The sequence below is a fragment of the Stutzerimonas sp. KH-1 genome (genome assembly GCF_054483855.1).
In genome coordinates this window covers 152,387-168,528 of the sequence record NZ_CM137011.1, presented here as the reverse complement: position 1 = coordinate 168,528, position 16,142 = coordinate 152,387, and the positions used below count along the sequence as shown (strand labels likewise).

The window sequence follows — 16,142 nt, the reverse complement described above, 5'->3', positions numbered from 1 at the left end:
ATTCCGTCAACGTTTAGCGATACACCGTTAGGCACGCTCATGGTGGAATCAAGCGCCGCCTTTAAGGTTGATAGGCGCGCTAAGCAAAAGTCCTCACTAAAAGGAGGACGTGTTGTGTCCTCACCTTTGGAGGACCACATGAAAACAATCAAACCGCTTCCGGCTCTCGTTGAGCTTCAGCGTTGCTTTAAAGTGAACCCGGAATGCCCATCGGGCTTAGAGCGAATCGGCGCACCAAGCCCCGTACCGGGCGGGCGGGCACGAGTCGGCAAACTCGGCCCGACTGGGGGCATTGGTTCGGACGGTTACTGGCGGGTCACCTTTAAGGGCTCAAGCTATCGCATCCATCGGATAATCTGGGCGCTTACGCACGACCGTGACCCACTTGAGCTGGTAGTCGACCACCGAGACGGCGACCCCTTAAACAACCACCCGGACAACCTTAGGGCCTGTACTGAAGCCGAGAACCTTCAGAACAAGCGGTCGCCAGGGCGGCGAGACCCTGGGGTGTCAGTCGGCCTCCCGAAAGGGGTGAAACGCAAGGGTGACGCTTATGTATTTTCGATCATGGTGCGTGGGGAGGTTCACGTTGCTGAGCTGGCGAATCTCACAGCCGTGCACTCATACGCCCGAAAGGTCCGGGATGAGCTACACGGTGAGTTTGCCCGTCACGATTGAGCGCGTAGCTGTCAGGCACAAAAGTCCTCACTAATAGGAGAGCCATACGTGGCAACCTTCGACTTCCCAAGGGCAGCCTGTAAGCTGACTTGGGTGACCCTTCATACCTGATGGTCCGACCGTAGCAGCGCTTAAGCTGTTTACTGCGGATGACCTCAGGCCCGGTAGTCGAGCCGGGGTGAGCTACAAGTAAGCCGGGTGTGTCCCGGTCGTCCCTGGGAGGTGGTGGCCCCAGGTGATGCTTGTAGACACGGGTGGCTGTTACTTAAAGATTACTGAGAGATCATCTTTTTATTCTCTTTCAATAATCTTTAACTTAATGATTTCTCTGAGACCTTTGGTTCTCTTAGGAGTTCGGGCAGGTCTTGTCAGACCATAATCCTGATCGTCTAAAGGCTTCCAGTCCTCAGATTTTCACGGCCATCAAAGGGACTGTCAGGTGGTCCATTGCGTCAGTCAGGGGTGAGCCAAGGACCTTAGTGCCGGATATCTCATCAAACCGACCCCACTCTTCACCGATAAAACTCCAGAAGCTCCGCGACCGTAAAGGGTCTTGGGGCTTTTTTTTCGAAATACCCGACAATGACAGTAGGAGATACCTGTGGGCAAGCTACAGGCTGCTTACTGGCTGCTGATGATCCTGCCTTGCGCCATCTCCTTAGCCGGTGGGATGGCCGTGAGAATCCGGCAGAAAAATCTGAGTGCCCATATCAATAAGAAACCCAGCGCTCATTCCCCCCGTGCCACCCTCGCCCTTGGATATCTTTGAAGCAACCGGCCCGGTAACGGAGTGGTTATTTAGGTCACAACTCGGTCACAAGCGGGTGATAAGCGACCTTGACGGCACACCGAAAGCCAGCAACCATGGGCCCTCCAGCGCACCCTTGGCGATTGTCGCAGATTTGCCCGGCCGGCCGAAGGGAAAGGGTTGTGCAGGGACCGCGCCGGCATGCCGGCGCGGTGTTCAGCCGATCAACGGATCCAGTGCCCCCAGCGCGACTTCTCCTGCACCTGCTGGATGCGCATGCTGCCGATGCTCTGCTCGGCCGCTGCGGCGATCTCGTCATCGATCATCTTGGTCGACAGCGACAGCCAGCTGGTGGCGAAGGCCAGCGCATCGCCGTGCAACTCCAGCGCCTCAATGGAGATGTTGCCGAGGTCGTCGCATTCGTTGTGATAGCACGGATCGAACGACTGGCCGGCTGCGCCGCCGTAACGCTGCGCCTGCTCCTCGGTCTTGATGTCCTCGGCGCCGGTGAACAGACCGCCGAAGGCAATGCCGTCCTCGAAGAACTGTGCGTAGTCGGAGCGGAAGTCGATCTCGGTGCCTTCCGACGGCGCGTTGCGCAGCTGGAAGTAGGTGCGCAGCAGGCGTTCGATGGCGGCCGAGCCGGGCGGACCCTGCAGGCCGAAGTCGGAGCCGTCGCCGTCATAGATGAAGTTGGCGTAGTTCGGCGAGCCGATCATGTCGACGTTCAGGTAGGCCTTGATGCGCTGCTTCTGCTCGTCCGGCAGCTGGTTGACGTAATAGGTCGAGCCCACCAGCCCCGACTCCTCCGCGCCCCACCAGGCGAAGCGAACCTTGTTCTCCGGCCGTGCCTTGCCCATCAGCAGCGCCATTTCCAGCAGCGCGGCACTGCCCGAGCCGTTGTCGTTGATGCCGGCGCCTTCGAACACCGAGTCCAGGTGCGCACCGACCATCACCACATTGCTCGGATCACCCCGCCGCGTTTCGGCCAGCAGGTTGTAGGTCTCGGTCTGCTCGCGCACCACGTCGACGTTCATGCTCAGCTGCAGACCCGCGGTCTGCGACCAGGCCACGCCGTTGTCGTAGGTCGAGAACATCACCGGGATGCCGCCCGCATAGTCCTCGCCCAGGGTGGCGACCAGCAGGCCCTTGCGGTCCTCGGTATCACCCTGGTTGAAGATGATGGCCCCGGCCGCACCGGCAGCCGCGGCATTCGTCGCCTTCTGCCCGAACGCACAGCTGCCACGCTGCATCAGCGCGATGGCGCCGGCCGGGAAGCCGGCGAAGTCTTCCGGCTCACAGCCGCTGGTAGAGGTGTTGCCGGCACCGAGCGCCAGATCCACCGGCACCACCGGTGCGGTGACGTTGCCCGGATCGGTCTGGTCGGCATAGGTGAAATCTTCCTCCCAGACGTACTGCACCGTCTGTGGCGCCACGGCGCTCAGCGTGCCGGGATTGGCCGGATAGAACGCGAGGAAGGGGAAGGTTTGCACCTCGACGCGATAGCCGGCGCGCTGCAGCCGGCTGCGCACATAGTCGAGGGAGGCCTGGTAGCCCGGCTGGCCGGAGGCACGATTGCCCCCGTTGAGCGCGGCGATGTCCTGCAGCGCTTCCAGGTGCTTCATGACGTTGCTCGCCTGCATGCAGCGCGGCAGGCCGATCGGCGTGCCAACCAGCAAGGGCGATCGGCACAGCGCCGCATTCGGCTTGGCCGGCGTCCAGAAGTCGTTGAATTGGGCGGTATCGGCCTTTGGCGCGGCAAGTGCCGCGCTGCTGGCGATCAATGCGAGAGAAGCAACTACCCGAACAACATTGTTTTTCTTGTGCATGGGTAACTCATCCTTGCAACGAGATTGATGGGCAGGCCGCCTGGCTTGCGCCATCGTCCCCTACGGCAATCAGCGGACGCGGCCATAGGGAGCTAGACCGAACGGCCACCGTCTCGTTCTGGCACAACCGCCCGCCGGTATTACCGTTGATCGGGATGAGGGAACTTCGCTGAAGATCAAAGGCGTTCGGCAACGAATGCCGCGCCTTGGCGACAGGCATTGCGCCTGCCGCCTGGCTGGGTCAGATGCGGAACTGACCCACCAGCTTTTGCAGGCGCTCAGCCAGGCCGTTGAGCTCGCGGGAGGTCTGCGCGCCCTGGGCGGCGTCACTGGCGACGCCATCCACCGCATCGGCAATATGGTGCACGCTGCGGTTGATCTCCTCGGCCACCGCGGTCTGCTCCTCGGCGGCAGCGGCGATCTGCGCGTTCATCGAATTGATGGTGCCGATCAGCGCGGAGATCGCATCCAGCGACGCGCCGGCCTGGTTGGCCTGATCACGGGTGCTCTCGCCCTTCTCGCCCGCCCGCAGCATGGTGGCGACGGTGTTGGAGGTGGCGCTCTGCAGGCGGTCGATCATGCCCTGGATCTCGCCGGTGCTCTGCTGCGTGCGGCTGGCCAGCGCGCGAACTTCGTCGGCGACCACGGCGAAGCCGCGCCCGGCCTCACCCGCACGGGCGGCCTCGATGGCCGCGTTGAGCGCCAGCAGGTTGGTCTGCTCGGCAATGGCGCGGATCACGTCGAGCACGCCGACGATGCCTTTCACGTCCTGCTGCAGACCTTCCAGCGACTCGCCGCTGCCGCGCAGCTCGCCCACCAGCTCGTGGATCTGGCGAATGCTCTGGTCCACCACCTGCTTGGCGGCAACCCCCTGCTGATCGGTCTCGCGCGCCGCCTCGGCCGCACGCTGGGCGCTCATCGCCACTTCGTGGGCGGCGGCGGACATCTCGTTGATCGCCGTGGCGACCTGATCGGTCTCGCTGCGCTGATCGGCCATGGCCTGCTCCGAGCGCTGCGCCTGGCTGGCCACCGCACCGACCAGACCGGTCAGCTGGGTGGTGGTGCCGGCCACCTGCTGCACCAGCGAATGGATCTTCTCGACGAAGCGATTGAACGAGGTGGCCAGCTCACCCAGCTCGTCCTGGCTGGTGATCGGCAGGCGCTGGGTCAGGTCGCCGTCACCCTGAGCCATGTCGTCCAGGTTGCGCTTGATCAGCAGCAGCGGCCTGAGCAGGGCGTTGCTCATGAACACGGCGACCAGGGCGATCAGGCCCAGCAGGATCAATGCGGAGACCAGCATGATGGCCACCAGACCGTCGATGCGCTGCTGGAATTCGGCGCGGGCGGCCTGGACGTCGCGCTCGACACCATCGAGGTTGAGCGAGGTACCGAAGACCATCTTCCACTTCGGCAGGGACTCGGCGTAACCGACCTTGGGCACCAGCACACTGCTGTCGCCGAGCACGAAGCTGTAGTCGACGTAATGGCTGCCGTCCTGGCCGGCACGAACCAGCTCGCGAATGGCATAGACGCCATTGGGGTCGCGGTAGTTGTAGAAGCTCTGGCCGATCTTGTCCTTGGTGTTGCCTTGCAGGATGCGCACGGCCTGGCTGTCGTAGCCCCAGAAATAGCCGTCCTTGCCATAGGCCAACTTCTCGAGGATGGCCACGGCCTGGTCGCGCGCCTGCATGTCGCCCTCGGCAGAACGCTCGTAGATCGGCCCAATGGCGTTACGGGCTAGCTCGACGTAGTGCTTGAGCTCCGCGCGACGGTCCTGGATGAGGCTGTTGCGGGTGTGTTCTTCCTGCTGTTCGGCGAGGCTCTGCAGCTCGTACACGGCAATGCCGCTGAGCAGGATGGCGAGCAGCAGAATCGGGCCCAGCGCGAGCAGCAGCAACTTCATTCGCAAACGAAGGTTGGAAAGCATTCTGTTAATTCCCGTAGGTGGGTTGAGCAACAAGATATGCGACAAAAATCAGGCGCCAATTAAGCCGCCAATTCACGCAGTACTTTTCGGTTGTCGACCTACGGGGACGTTTCTTTACCTGAAAAACAACGAAACCCTGTCAGGCAGGGTTTCGTGAGGGCCCATTCCAGAGCGGCTGCTTCAGTCAGACCCGGAACTGCCCGACCAATCGCTGCAGCTGCTCGGCCAATCCGTTCAGCTCGCGCGCCGTCTGCGCACCCTGCGCCGCATCGCTGGCCACACCGTCCACCGCATCGGCGATATGGTGCACGCTACGGTTGATCTCCTCGGCGACGGCAGTCTGCTCCTCGGCGGCGGCGGCGATCTGCGCGTTCATCGAGTTGATGGTGCCGATCAGGGCGGAAATCGCATCCAGCGACTCGCCGGCCTGGTTGGCATGATCGCGGGTGCTCTCGCCCGTCTCGCCAGCGCGCAGCATGGTGCTGACCGTGTGCGACGTTGCGCCCTGCAGGCGATCGATCATGTTCTGGATCTCGCCGGTACTCTGCTGGGTGCGACTGGCCAGCGCCCGGACTTCATCGGCGACCACGGCGAAACCGCGTCCGGCCTCGCCGGCACGGGCTGCCTCGATGGCGGCGTTGAGCGCCAGCAGGTTGGTCTGCTCGGCAATGGCGCGGATCACGTCGAGCACGCCGACGATGCCCTTGACGTCCTGCTGCAGACCTTCCAGCGACTCGCCACTGTCGCGCAGCTCGCCCACCAGCTCATGAATCTGGCGAATGCTCTGGTCCACCACCTGCTTGGCCGCAACGCCTTGCTGATCGGTCTCGCGTGCCGCTTCGGCCGCGCGCTGGGCGCTCATCGCCACTTCATTGGCCGCAGCGGACATCTCGTTGATCGCCGTGGCGACCTGATCGGTCTCGCTGCGCTGGTCGGCCATGGCCTGCTCCGAACGCTGCGCCTGGCTGGCCACGGCCGCGACCAGACCGGTCAGCTGGGTGGTGGTGCCGGCCACCTGCTGTACCAGCGAATGGATCTTCTCGACGAAGCGATTGAACGAGGTGGCCAGCTCACCCAGCTCGTCCTGGCTGGTGATCGGCAGGCGGTGCGTCAGGTCACCGTCACCCTGCGCCATATCGTCGAGGTTCTGCTTAATCTGCAGCAGTGGACGCAGGATGGCATTGCTCATCAGTACCGCGAGCCCGGCCATCAGCACCAGCAGCAGCAACGCGGCGCCGAGCATGATCATCGTCAGGCTGTCGATACGCGCCTGGAAAACCGCGCGGGCCTCGACCACATCGCGCTCGACGTCGTCGAGGTTCAGCGAGGTGCCGAACGCCAGGTTCCACTTCGGCAGGTATTCGGCGTAACCGACCTTGGGCACCAGCGCATCGCTGCCCGGCACCGCGAAGCTGTAGTCGACGAAATGGCTGCCATTCTGACCGGCCTTGACCAGTTCACGGATGGCATACACGCCATTCGGGTCCTGAAAATCGGCAAAGCTCTCGCCGATGCGCTCGTGGCTGTCACCCTGGAACACGCGCAAGAACTGGCCATCGTAGCCCCAGAAATAACCCTCGCGGCCGTAGGCCAGCCGCTCGAGCAGCCCCACGGCCTCAGCCCGCGCCTGCAGATCGCCCTCGGCCGAGCGCTCGTAAATCGGCGCAATCGCATTGCGTGCCAGTTGCACGTAATGCTCGAGCTCGGCCCGGCGATCACGAATGAGGCTGGCACGGGTCTGTGCTTCCTGCTGATCGGCCAAGTCCTGCAGCTCGACCACGGCGACGCCGCTGAGCAGGATCGCGAGGAGCAGGATCGGACCAAGGGCAAGCAGCAGCAGCTTCACTCGCAGACGTAGTGACGACAGCATCCGATATTCCCCTACAAACTAAATGGTTAAGTAGGGCTATTGTGCCACCCACTACAGGATGAGAAGAACGCTACCAAGCGCTAACTAAAGCTCTCGAGAGCGCTGCCGATGAAACGCCGTTCACAAAAACGAAAAAAACCCGCCGAAGCGGGTTCTTTTCACAACAGCTGCGTTTACTGCTTGTGGCCGAGCTTGCGCAGCTCCTCGTCACGCAACTCGCGGCGCAGGATCTTGCCGACGTTTGTGGTCGGCAGGCTGTCGCGGAACTCCACGAATTTCGGTCGCTTGTAGCCGGTCAGGTTGTCGTGCATGTGCTGCATGACCTGCTCCTTGGTCAGGCTCTCGCCGGGTTTGACCACCACGAACAGCTTGATCGCCTCACCGGATTTCTCGTCCGGGACGCCGATGGCCGCGCACTGCAGCACGCCCGGCAGGCTGGCGAGCACGTCTTCCAGCTCGTTGGGATACACGTTGAAGCCGGACACCAGGATCATGTCCTTCTTGCGGTCGACGATGCGGATGTAGCCGTCTTCCTGAATCACGCCGATGTCGCCGGTCTTAAACCAACCATCCGCGTCGATCACCTCAGCGGTGGCCTCGGGGCGCTGCCAGTAGCCCTTCATCACCTGCGGGCCCTTGATGCACAACTCGCCGATCTCGCCCTGCGGAAGGTCCTGACCGTCGTCATTGATGACCTTGAACTGCGTCGAGGGCACCGGAATGCCGATGGAGCCGAGCTGGATGTGCTCGATCGGGTTGACCGAGGCCACCGGGCTGGTCTCGGTCAGGCCGTAGCCTTCGCAGATCGAGCATCCGGTGACCTGCTTCCAGCGCTCGGCCGTGGCCAGCTGCAGCGCCATGCCACCGGAAAGGGTGATCTTCAGCGCCGAGAAATCGAGCTTGCGGAAGTCTTCGCTGTTGCACAGCGCGACGAACAGGGTGTTGAGCCCGACGAAGCCGCTGAAGCGGTACTTGGACAGATCCTTGATCATCGCTGGCAGGTCGCGCGGGTTGGAGATCAGGATGTTGTGGTTGCCGCTGAGCATCATCGCCATGCAGTGAAAGGTGAAGGCGTAGATGTGGTAGAGCGGCAACGGCGCGATCAGCACTTCGCTGCCGTCATTGAGGTTCGAACCCATCAGCGCCTTGCACTGCAACATGTTGGCGACGAGGTTGCGGTGCGTGAGCATGGCGCCCTTGGCCACGCCGGTGGTGCCGCCGGTGTACTGCAGCACGGCCACCTCGTCGCTCTTCGGCGAAGCCTCGCTCACCGCCTTGCCGCGGCCGAGTGCCAGCGCGTCGTTGAGCTTGACCGCTTTCGGCAGGCTGTAGGCCGGCACCATCTTCTTCACGTGCTTGACCACCGCGTTGATCAGCATGCGCTTGAGCGGCGGCAGCATGTCGGCGACTTCGGTGATGACCACGTGTTTGATGCCGGTCTTGGGCAGCACTTCCTCGGCCAGGTGGGCCATGTTGGCCAGGCAGACCAGCGCCTTGGCGCCGGCGTCGTTGAACTGGTGTTCCATCTCCCGCGCGGTATACAGCGGGTTGGTGTTGACCACGATGAGCCCGGCGCGCATGGCACCGAACACCACGATGGGATACTGGATCAGGTTGGGCAGCTGTACGGCGATGCGGTCGCCCGGCTGGAGATCGGTGTTCTGCTGCAGGTAGGCTGCGAATTCGCCGGACAGCTTGTACAGCTCACCGTAGGTCAGGGTCTTGCCGAGGCTACTGAAGGCCGGCTTGTCCGCGAAACGCTCGCAGGACTGCTTGAGCACAGCCTGAATGTTCTGGTACTCGTTGGGATTGATCTCACTGGCAACACCAACGGGATACTTATCCTTCCAGAAGTTATCGGTCATGAACCCCACTCCTAAGCAACAGCTTTATTACTGCGCGATGGCAGCTGTTTTGTTGTGATTTGTTAACTTTTGTACCGCTGATCGGGCTAAAAGCGTGCCCGAGGTTAGCAGCTTTGCCGAGGAGCGAACAGAGTCCGGAAACCGTTTATTCGACATAAAGTGACCGAAAAATATATCCCGGTCACCTCATTTATCTCCTGCAACGACAGTGCATCTCGCGTCGTCAGGCGCTTTCGCGCAGCTCCCGACGCAGGATCTTGCCGACCGGGGTCATCGGCAATGCATCCCGGAACACGTAATGCCGTGGCATCTTGTAGCCGGTGAAATTCTCACGGCAGTAAGCCTGTAATTCTTCTTGGGTGAGCGTCGGATCGCTGGGCACGACGAACAGCTTGACCGCCTCGCCGGATTTTTCGTCCGCCACACCGATGGCGGCGCAAGCCGCGACCTTCGGGTGAGCCATCACCACGTCCTCGATCTCGTTGGGGTAGACGTTGAAGCCCGAGACGATGATCAGGTCCTTCTTGCGGTCGACGATGCTGACGAAACCGTCCTGGTCGATCACCGCGATGTCGCCGGTCTTCAGCCAGCCCTCCTCGTCCAGCACCTCGGCAGTCGCTTCGGGACGCTGCCAATAGCCCTTCATCACTTGCGGGCCCTTTACGCACAGCTCGCCACGCTCGCCGAGCGGCAAGGCGTTGCCCTCGTCATCAATGACCTTCACCGTGGTCCCGGGGACCGGCAGCCCGACGGTACCAAGACGGGAGTGCTCACCGTACGGATTCGCGCAAACAACCGGCGAGGTTTCGGTCAGGCCATAGCCTTCGACGACGGTGCAGCCGGTCATGCTCTTCCAGCGCTCGGCGACCGCCGAAACCAGCGCGGTGCCGCCGGAGTTGGTGCCTTTGAGACGGGAGAAGTCGATCTTGTTGAACTGCGGGTGGGCCATCAGCGCGACGAACAAGGTGTTGAGCCCGAGAAAGCCGGAGAACTGCCAGCGCTGCAGCTCCTTGACGAAACCGTTGATATCCCGGGGATTGGTGATCAGCACGTTGTGGTTGCCGGTCACCACCATGCACATGCAATTCGCCGTGAAGGCATAGATATGGTAGAGCGGCAGCGGCGCGATCATCACTTCCTGACCCTCACGGATCACCGGATGGCCATGCTCATCGAGCTGCTGCATGTTTGCCCGAACCTGCTGCATGTTCGCCACGAGATTGCCATGAGTGAGCATCGCGCCCTTGGCCACACCGGTGGTACCACCGGTGTACTGCAGCACGGCGACGTGATCGGGCTCCAGGGCTGCCGGCTTGTGGTTGTGGCGGGCGCCGTCACCCAGCACGTTCTTGAAGGAAGCGGCTTGCGGCAGGCTGTAATCCGGCACCATCTTCTTCAGGTGCTTGACCGCCGCGTTGACCAGCGCACCTTTCAGGGCTGGCAACATGTCGCCGATGCGCACTTCGATCAGGTGCTCGATGGCGGTGTCGGGCAGCACCTCCTGCACGTGGTGGCCGAAGGTATTGAGGTACACCAGCGCCCGCGCGCCGGAATCCTGGAACTGGTGCCGCATCTCCCGCGCGGTGTACAGCGGGTTGGTATTGACCACGATGAGTCCTGCACGCAGCGCGCCGAACACGGCGATGGGGTACTGCAGCAGGTTGGGCATCTGAATGGCAATGCGGTCGCCGGGCTGCAGATCGGTGTGGTGCTGCAGCCAGGCGGCAAAAGCGGCGGAGTGGCGCTCCAGATCGGAGTAACTGAGGGTGACACCCATGTTGCTGAATGCAGGGCGGTCCGCGTGAGTCTTGCAGGCACGCTCGAACACTTCGACGACCGAGCGGTAAGCACCTAGATCGATCTCGTTGGGCACGCCGGCAGGGCGTTTGTCATTCCAGAATTCAGGCTGCATTGTTATTGGCCTCGTTACCTGAGAGTGTCTGGCCCGCGCGCAGCGGGCTCTGGCGAACTTATCAGGTCGGCATCGCGACGCAACAGCCCAAGCCGCATTAATCACTGCTGTGAATCTTTCGTCACGGCATCGCGCGGCCCGGCGCCGGGACAAGTGCAGCCCGTGCCTCTAGAATGCAGCCCCAGCGCGCCGACACCGGTCATCTGGGATCGCGCGACTCGCTTCGATCCATCGGCCGCAGCACCCGGTGCGCCGACCAGCCTGAGGACATTCCATGAGCACCATCAGCAACACGCCTTACTCCGACCTGGAGGTCGGCCAGCAGGCGAGCTACGAAAAACACGTCGAGGAAAAGGATATCCAGCTGTTCGCCGCGATGTCCGGCGATCGCAACCCGGTGCACCTGGACGCCGAGTTCGCTGCCGGCACCCTGTTCAAGGAACGCATCGCCCATGGCATGTTCAGTGGCGCACTGATCAGCGCCGCCGTGGCTTGCACCATGCCGGGCCCGGGCACCATCTATCTCGGCCAGACCATGAAGTTCACCCGTCCGGTGAAAATCGGTGACACGCTGAGCGTGCGCCTGGAAATTCTCGAGAAGCTGCCGAAGAACCGCGTGCGCATCGCCACCCGCGTGTTCAATCAGAACGACGAATTGGTGGTCGACGGCGAAGCCGAAGTGCTTGCGCCGCGCAAGCAGGAAACCGTCGAACTGAAGGAACTGCCGCCGATCACCATCGGCTGAGCACTCCTGCGGTCACGGCCCCGTCGCGCGACGAGGCAATCTGAGGGCGCCTGATGGGCGCCCTCAGCATTTCCAGCCATACCTTTGCGCGGCAAGGGGGGGCAAGCAGAACGCTATTACGGCCCTGGCCTACGCCTAAAGCGGATCCCCAGCGGAAGGATGTGCATCGAATACCCCGCGCCGACCATCCAGCGAGCAGTACAAGAACAACAACGGGACCCTCACCCATGCTCACTCGCTCGATCGCTTATCGGCGCCTGGCGGCGCTCGTCCTCGGCGGCTTGTCGCTGGCCGTGCAACCCACTTCGGCAGCCCCACTCGACCCCGGCCCCGACGAGGCCCTGCTCTACTACCAGCGCGCCGATGGCAACTACAACGGCTGGGGTCCACATCTGTGGAACACCGCCGACTGCAACGGCAGTGCGACCGAAACCAGCTGGGCGCAACCGCTCGCGGCGGCGGAAACCGACCCCGAATACGGCGCGCTCTATCGCATCCCGCTGAGCGCCGACGCCAGCTGCCTGAACCTGATCATGCACAAGGGCGACGAGAAGGATCTGGGCGGTACCGACCTGGTCTGGCGCTTCGACGAGCTCGGCCGTCGCGTCTTCACGGTCAGCGGCAACCCGAAACTGTCCAGCACGCCACTAAGCGGCAGCGCCGTGGCGATCAAGGGCGTCCGTGCGCACTGGCTCGATCCGTTTACGCTAGCGCTGGTGGGCGGCGCACCGGGCGCCAGCCGCGTCGAGTTGCGCTATGCCCACGATGCCAGCATCCGCATCGACGGCGAGGCGCGCACCGTCAGCGGCGGGCAGGTCCTGGCGATGCAGCCGTCCAGCCTGCGCAACGGCCTCAAGCGGCAGCACCCGCACCTGGCCGACGCCCCCGCTTACCAACTCACGGCAGGTGTGAAAGACATTCGCCGCGCCGTGATGAGCCAGCTGGTGGTAATTGCCTATGGCGCGGATGACCGGGTCATCGATGCCACCGAAGTGCAGACCGCCGGCATCCTCGACATGCTGTTCGCCTACAACGGCAAGCTGGGCGCGACGCTCGATGCCAGAGGTGTGTCCTTCAAGCTCTGGGCACCGACCGCGCAGCGGGTTCGCCTGCATGTCTTCGATGCCGCCAAACGGCTGCTACCCGGCTATCCCAAGCCTATGCGAGAGCGGCTCGGCGTCTGGAGCCTGGAAGGCCCGCGCTCGCTGGATCGGCAGTATTACCAGTATGAAGTTACCGCCTACCGACCCAGCACCGGCAGCGTCGAGACGACGCTGGTCAGCGACCCCTACGCCCTGAGCCTGTCACGCAACAGCCAGTACGCCCAGGTGGTCGACCTGAATGCCGATGACCTCAAGCCCGCCGGCTGGGATGCGGTGCGTCCGCCACGCCCGGAGCGTCCCGAAGCGAGCGTGATCTACGAAACCCATCTGCGCGACTTCAGCGCCAGCGACACCAGCCTGCCCATTGCGCTGCGCGGTACCTACGCCGCCTTTACCCAACAGCACAGCAACGGCATGCGGCACCTGCGTGACCTGCAGAAGGCCGGGCTCACCCACGTTCAGCTGCTGCCGGTGTTCGACATCGCCACCATCGACGAGGACCCCGCCCGGCGGATCAACCTCGACGATCCCTTCGCCAAGCTCTGCGATCTCTCGGACCAGGCCCGTCAGCGTTGGGCGCAATACTGCAGCGCGGCGAGCATCCGTCAGGTGCTGGAGGGCTTCGACCCAGCCAGCGGCCAGGCGCAATCGCTATACAACGACCTGCGCGGGCTGGATGACTTCAACTGGGGCTACGACCCCTTCCACTTCACCGCGCCCGAGGGCAGCTACGCCAGCGATGCCGAAGGCGTGCAGCGCATCATCGAGTTCCGCCAGATGGTGCAGGCCTTGGCCGGCAACGGCCTGGCTACGGTGATGGACGTGGTCTACAACCACACCAACGCCTCCGGCCTGGCTGACAAATCGGTTCTGGACAAGGTCGTGCCCGGTTACTACCACCGCCGCAACCCCACCACCGGCGCGGTCGAAACCTCGACCTGCTGCGAGAACACCGCCAGCGAGCACCGCATGATGGCCAAGCTGATGATCGACTCGCTGAAGGTCTGGGCCCGCGACTACAAGATCGCCGGCTTTCGCTTCGATCTGATGGGTCATCACATGCGCGAGCAGATCGTCGATGCCTATCGCGCGGTCCGCCGCATCGATCGCGAGACCTATTTCTACGGCGAAGGCTGGGAATTCGGCGAGGTCGCCGGCAACGCCCGCGGCATCAATGCCAACCAGCTGAACATGGCCGGTACCGGTGTCGGCACCTTCAACGATCGGCAGCGGGATGCGGTACGTGGCGGCAGCCCCTTCGATGGTGGCGACAGCATCCGTCGCAACCAGGGCTTCGCCAACGGCCTCTACCTGCGGCCCAACGAGCTGAGCGGTGCCGGGGTTCAGGAAAAAGCGCAGCTGCTGCACGCAGCCGATCTGATCCGCGTCGGCATTGCCGGCGGGCTGCGTGATTTCCAGTTCGTCACCGCCGACGGCAGCACACGCAAGGGCAGCGAGATCGACTACAACGGCCAGCCCGCCGGCTATACGCTGGACCCGCAGGAAACGATCAATTACGTCTCCAAGCACGATAACCAGACGCTGTGGGACAACAACCAGTACAAGTTCGCCAGCAGCCTGTCGGTTGCCGACCGGGTCCGCCTGCACCTGGTGGCGCTGTCGGTGCCGCTGTTCAGCCAAGGCGTGCCGTTCATCCATCTCGGCTCGGACATCCTGCGTTCAAAGTCCATGCAGCGCGACAGCTACGACTCGGGGGATTGGTTCAACGCGGTGGATTTCGGCTACCAGGACAATAACTGGAACAAGGGCTTGCCACGCGCGGACAAGGACGGCGACAACTGGCCGCTGATTCGCAGGATTATCATCGACCCACAGGCCGAACCGGGCGCTGCCGACATCGTCACCGCAAAGCGGCGCTTTCTGGAGCTGCTGAAAATTCGCAGCGACAGCGCGCTATTCCAGCTCGACAACGCCCGCGAGGTGCAGCGGCGCTTGCAGTTCCACAACACCGGGCCCGAGCAGCAGCCCGGGGTGATCGCCTACAGCCTGGCCGATGGACCGCGCGTCGGCCGTGATCTGGACCCCCGCTACAGCTCGCTGATGGTGGTGATCAATGCGTCGGACAAGCGGGTTCGTCTGTCAGGGGCGGATGGCTATCGGTTGCATCCGTTGCTCGAAGGCTCGGTCGACCCGATCGCTCGCCAGGCTATCGTGAGCAAGGGGGAATTCGAGGTGCCGGCCTTCACCACGACCGTGTTCGTCCAAGCGCAGACACGTCGGTAAATCGCGGGCAAAAAAAAAGGCGACCAGAGGTCGCCTAAATGCCTTGCGTGCCCTTGTGTTCGACGGAATCAGCCCTTTTTCTTGTGGGCATCCCGCCAAACGAAATATCCGAAACCTGCGAAGAAGGCGACCATCAGGCCGACCGTGACCACCCCTGCGAGCACCACATTATCGACAAACATGAGACCTACCTCCGAAACCTGATTCGCTGTTCGATGGGTGCAAGGTAAACCCGGGTGATCGGGAAAAAATTGACCCGGGTCAATGGCCGCAAAATGCCGATCCCAGGCGCGCGCAACGACTGATCCAGGTCAAGAAAATGGGGGTATTGGAGGAAGGGTTCGGCCGAATTCGCCCTGAAATGGGCAGGCCGCAAATAGCGGAGGCGATCGCTAATAGCGAATCGGTATGAATTGCCGGTGTGGCGCGCGAGCTGGCATGCCGATCAACGTTTCTTTGTCGGCTTCTTGCCCTTCTTCTTCGATTTGCCAAGCGGCAGGACCTGCTCGAAGGTCTTGCGCATCTCCTCGAGTCGCTTGTCGTTCAGGTCATGAATGCGGCGTGCACGCTCGGCGCTGAAATCGATCAGGTTCTCGTCACTGCTCATGCGTTCGTTCCCGGCCGGATAAGGCGAAAGGTCAGGTTGAGGCGCGGCTGCGATACCTTGCTGGTCCGCGCGATCTGGTGCTGCCAATGATGCTGCGTCGCGCCGCTCATGACCAGCAACGAGCCATGCCCAAGCAGCAGCGAGTGCTGAATACGCCCGCTGCCCTTGCGCCGCAGGTCGAAGCGTCGTTCGGCTCCCAGGCTCAGCGACGCCACGACCGGATCGCGACCCAGCTCGGCTTCGTCGTCGCTATGCCAGCCCATGGCATCGCCTCCGTCGCGATACAGGTTGAGCAATACGCCATTGAAGCGATGGCCAGTCTCGCTCTGCAGACGCTGACGGATGTCTTGCAACAGCGGTGTCCAGGCCAGCGGTTCATGCCGCAAGCCGGAATAGCGGTATCCGGCCTCGGCATCGCCATACCAGGCGACCAGCCGCGGCACGGCAACTCGGCGGCCGTAGATGCGTATCTCCGGTTGCGTCCAGGGCGTGGCGCGGAGCAGCTCCTGCTGCCAGGCGTCGGCAGTATCGCCGTCTACCCAGCCCGCCCGGTAATCCAACACGGCGTCAGGCAGCTCGATCGATGAAACAACGCTTGGGTCGGTCGTCAACAC

At 62.8% G+C, this 16,142-nt stretch carries 11 protein-coding genes; 3 read left to right on the top strand and 8 right to left on the bottom strand.

Going from position 1 to position 16,142, the window contains the following annotated elements; all coding sequences use genetic code 11:
- The first annotated feature begins 39 nt into the window (after positions 1-39).
- The gene (locus ACX1DW_RS00800; protein WP_458992515.1) at positions 40-678 is read left to right on the top strand and encodes an HNH endonuclease; all 639 of its coding nucleotides are present in this window, start codon (positions 40-42) and stop codon (positions 676-678) included.
- A 972-nt stretch (positions 679-1,650) separates the two neighbouring features.
- Here the strand turns inward: ACX1DW_RS00800 and ACX1DW_RS00795 are convergent.
- The 5 genes from ACX1DW_RS00795 to fadD2 form a co-directional block, all read right to left on the bottom strand.
- Positions 1,651-3,255, bottom strand: a complete 1,605-nt coding sequence (locus ACX1DW_RS00795) for a M28 family metallopeptidase (protein ID WP_458992514.1) — start codon at positions 3,253-3,255, stop codon at positions 1,651-1,653.
- Positions 3,256-3,496: 241 nt separating this feature from the next.
- Positions 3,497-5,182 carry a methyl-accepting chemotaxis protein gene (locus ACX1DW_RS00790; RefSeq protein WP_458992513.1) on the bottom strand — a complete coding sequence of 562 codons (1,686 nt, stop codon included), beginning with the start codon at positions 5,180-5,182 and terminating at the stop codon, positions 3,497-3,499.
- Between the two features lie 184 nt (positions 5,183-5,366).
- The gene (locus tag ACX1DW_RS00785; protein WP_063542600.1) at positions 5,367-7,052 is read right to left on the bottom strand and encodes a methyl-accepting chemotaxis protein; all 1,686 of its coding nucleotides are present in this window, start codon (positions 7,050-7,052) and stop codon (positions 5,367-5,369) included.
- Positions 7,053-7,225: 173 nt separating this feature from the next.
- Entirely contained in the window at positions 7,226-8,917 is a 1,692-nt protein-coding gene (gene fadD1, locus ACX1DW_RS00780; protein WP_125868160.1) for a long-chain-fatty-acid--CoA ligase FadD1, read from the bottom strand.
- Between the two features lie 223 nt (positions 8,918-9,140).
- The gene (gene fadD2, locus ACX1DW_RS00775; RefSeq protein ID WP_458992512.1) at positions 9,141-10,829 is read right to left on the bottom strand and encodes a long-chain-fatty-acid--CoA ligase FadD2; all 1,689 of its coding nucleotides are present in this window, start codon (positions 10,827-10,829) and stop codon (positions 9,141-9,143) included.
- A gap of 274 nt (positions 10,830-11,103) precedes the next feature.
- On the opposite strand from fadD2, the gene ACX1DW_RS00770 reads away from it, so the two are divergent.
- Together ACX1DW_RS00770 and pulA are read left to right on the top strand one after the other, a co-directional pair.
- Positions 11,104-11,574 (top strand): MaoC family dehydratase, encoded by a 471-nt coding sequence (locus ACX1DW_RS00770; protein ID WP_063542590.1) that lies wholly within the window; start codon positions 11,104-11,106, stop codon positions 11,572-11,574.
- Positions 11,575-11,801: 227 nt separating this feature from the next.
- Complete coding sequence (gene pulA / locus ACX1DW_RS00765; protein WP_458992511.1) at positions 11,802-14,921, top strand: pullulanase-type alpha-1,6-glucosidase; 3,120 nt, start codon at positions 11,802-11,804, stop codon at positions 14,919-14,921.
- Positions 14,922-14,989: 68 nt separating this feature from the next.
- Here the strand turns inward: pulA and ccoM are convergent, their stop codons facing one another.
- The 3 genes from ccoM to ACX1DW_RS00750 all read right to left on the bottom strand — a co-directional run bounded on the left by ccoM (position 14,990) and on the right by ACX1DW_RS00750 (position 16,142).
- Complete coding sequence (gene ccoM / locus ACX1DW_RS00760; protein WP_285361209.1) at positions 14,990-15,103, bottom strand: cytochrome c oxidase subunit CcoM; 114 nt, start codon at positions 15,101-15,103, stop codon at positions 14,990-14,992.
- Between the two features lie 263 nt (positions 15,104-15,366).
- Positions 15,367-15,528, bottom strand: a complete 162-nt coding sequence (locus ACX1DW_RS00755; protein ID WP_166082524.1) for a hypothetical protein — start codon at positions 15,526-15,528, stop codon at positions 15,367-15,369.
- A complete protein-coding gene (locus ACX1DW_RS00750) occupies positions 15,525-16,142 on the bottom strand; it encodes an alpha-ketoglutarate-dependent dioxygenase AlkB family protein (protein ID WP_133456455.1) in 618 nt (205 codons plus the stop codon). Before ACX1DW_RS00750 ends, ACX1DW_RS00755 begins: the two co-directional genes overlap by 4 nt.